Source organism: uncultured Limnohabitans sp. (genome assembly GCF_937889215.1).
GTDB lineage: Bacteria > Pseudomonadota > Gammaproteobacteria > Burkholderiales > Burkholderiaceae_C > Limnohabitans_A.
In genome coordinates this window covers 1-2,439 of the sequence record NZ_CALBEX010000045.1, presented here as the reverse complement: position 1 = coordinate 2,439, position 2,439 = coordinate 1, and the positions used below count along the sequence as shown (strand labels likewise).

Below are 2,439 nucleotides of genomic sequence, written 5' to 3'. Positions count from 1 at the left end.
GCCGCCAAAGACTTGGAAGAGGCCTTGAAGGGCGAAGACAAAGACGCCATCGAAGCCAAAACCGAAGCCCTGATGACGGCCAGCCAAAAGCTGGGCGAAAAGGTCTATGCAGACATGCAAGCGCAGCAAGCCGCTGCGGGTGCCGCTGCCGGTACGGATGCCCAACCACAAGACGACAACGTCGTGGACGCGGAAGTCAAGGAAGTCAAAAAGGGCTGATCGCCCGCCCTCTCTGCGACCCTGGTCGCAGTCCCGCCGCGCAAGCCGATTCAGGGCACTGAATCGCCTTCGCGGCGTTCCTGTTCTAACGGTTGGATGACCTCATGGCCAAACGAGATTTTTACGAAGTGCTGGGCGTTGCCAAAAACGCCACCGAAGAAGACATCAAAAAGGCCTATCGCAAACTGGCGATGAAGTTCCACCCTGACCGCAATCAGGGGGAAGACGCCAAGGCCAAGGAAGCCGAAGCCAAATTCAAAGAAGGCAAAGAAGCCTACGAGATGCTGTCGGACCCGCAAAAGCGCGCGGCTTACGACCAGCACGGCCACGCCGGGGTTGACCCCAATATGCGCGGCGGTGCCGAAGGCTTTGGTGGCTTTGGTGACGCGTTTGGCGACATCTTTGGCGACATCTTTGGCGGCCAAGCCCGAGGCGGGCGTGGCGGTGGGCGTCAAGTTTTCCGCGGCGGCGACTTGAGCTACGCGATGGAAATCACGCTCGAAGAAGCGGCCAACGGCAAGGACTCACAGCTGCGCATCCCCAGCTGGGACGAGTGCGACACCTGCCACGGCAGCGGCGCGAAACCCGGCACCAGCGCAAAGACCTGCGCAACCTGTCACGGCCAAGGCCAAGTGCAAATGCGCCAAGGCTTTTTCAGCGTGCAGCAAACCTGCCCGCACTGCCGAGGCACAGGCAAAATCATCCCCGACCCTTGCGGCACTTGCCATGGCCAAGGCAAAGTCAAAAAGCAAAAAACCCTGGAAGTCAAAATTCCGGCAGGCATCGACGACGGCATGCGCATCCGCAGCGCCGGCAATGGCGAGCCCGGCACCAATGGCGGGCCACCGGGCGATTTGTTCATCGAGATCCGCCTGAAAAAGCACAACATCTTCGAGCGTGATGGCGACGATCTGCACTGCGCCGTGCCGATCAGTTTCTCCAAAGCGGCTTTGGGTGGCGAAATAGAAGTGCCCACCTTGGGCGGCAAAGCGGCCATTGACATTCCCGAAGGCACCCAAACCGGCAAGCAGTTCCGCTTGCGCGGCAAAGGCATCAAAGGTGTGCGAGGCAGCTACCCGGGGGATCTGTACTGCCACATCACCGTAGAGACGCCCGTCAAACTCACCGAGCACCAGAAAAAGCTGCTCAAGGAGTTTGAAGAGTCGCTGACCAAAGGTGGCGGCAAACACCAACCCAGCGGCGAGAGCTGGACCGACAAGTTGAAGGGCTTCTTCGGGGCCTGACGCTCAGGTCGGAACTTCGAATGTCGCCGGGCGCAAGCTTTTGAGTCGACCGCCTCCCGTCGAGCAGTGCGAGAGTGGCTGCGGCGGGTTCCTCATGGCGGGTACGCAAAAATCGTCACCCGCCGCAGCCCCTCTCGCATGTTGGTGGGTGCTTGAAGTGCTCCCGAGCAAGGCTCGGTCTGGCCCCTTTGAGATCGCTCAGAGAAATCGGTCGAGCAGTTTGCGCGAGTGTTTGTCCATGGCCGCCAAATCGCGGATCATGTACTGCACGCCATTGGCGTCGTTGATCAGCAGCACGGTACCGGTCAGGCGGCGGATGTCTTCTTCGCCTTTGAGCATGAATTGGGTGCTGCCCCGGTCGGTCTGCACCGTCCAGGTGCTGGGCGTGAGCAGGCTGCTGACGACCTCCAAGCGCAGGATCTCGGGCAAAAACTCGCGCTCGTTCAAAGCCTGCAACAAAGTGTCCTGCAAAGCTGGCGGCAAGGCCTTCACATCGGCCACCCAAAACAATTCATGGCCATCGGCGTCCATCAGGGCCACCCCCTGATCGGCAGCCGACACGGGAAAAGCGCGCAGCGCCGTCACCGGCTCATGGCGCGTACCGTCGGGCAGCGCCAACACCCAGCGGCCAAAGGCATCACGTTGCAAATCAAACGGGTTCATGCGCTCACCTTTTTGTCGTCGTCAGCGCCGCCCAACACGGCTTCGGCTTCGGCTTCGGCTTGGCGCTGCTGCGCTTCGTAAAGCCGCCAGTAAGCACCTTGGGCTTCAATGAGCGCGTCGTGTGTGCCCTCCTCGACCACCAGCCCTTTGTCCATGACCACCAAACGGTCGGCCTTGCGCAAAGTGGACAAACGGTGCGCGATGGCAATCGTGGTGCGCCCGCGCACCAGGTTATCCAGCGCTTTTTGAATTTCTTTTTCGGTTTCGGTGTCCACCGCAGAAGTGGCCTCGTCCAAGATCAGGATGCGCGGGT

2 protein-coding genes and 2 pseudogenes are annotated in these 2,439 nt (G+C 60.5%); 2 read left to right on the top strand and 2 right to left on the bottom strand.

Annotated elements, in window-relative coordinates; genetic code table 11:
- A pseudogene (gene dnaK, locus Q0341_RS01150) lies at positions 1-219 on the top strand (molecular chaperone DnaK); the annotation flags it as partial.
- 104 nt (positions 220-323) lie between these two features.
- Positions 324-1,463 carry a molecular chaperone DnaJ gene (gene dnaJ, locus Q0341_RS01145; protein ID WP_299509987.1) on the top strand — a complete coding sequence of 380 codons (1,140 nt, stop codon included), beginning with the start codon at positions 324-326 and terminating at the stop codon, positions 1,461-1,463.
- A gap of 198 nt (positions 1,464-1,661) precedes the next feature.
- On the opposite strand, the gene Q0341_RS01140 is transcribed toward dnaJ, so the two are convergent.
- Positions 1,662-2,126, bottom strand: a complete 465-nt coding sequence (locus Q0341_RS01140; RefSeq protein ID WP_299509985.1) for a DUF1854 domain-containing protein — start codon at positions 2,124-2,126, stop codon at positions 1,662-1,664.
- Positions 2,123-2,439, bottom strand: a pseudogene (locus Q0341_RS01135) (ABC transporter); the annotation flags it as partial. The pseudogene Q0341_RS01135 and the gene Q0341_RS01140, both read right to left, overlap by 4 nt.

Bases quoted from the DNA above. Each gene is read 5' to 3' on its own strand.
- dnaJ (WP_299509987.1), top strand. From the start codon at position 324: ATGGCCAAACGAGATTTTTACGAAGTGCTGGGCGTTGCCAAAAACGCC.
- Q0341_RS01140 (WP_299509985.1), bottom strand. From the start codon at position 2,126: ATGAACCCGTTTGATTTGCAACGTGATGCCTTTGGCCGCTGGGTGTTG.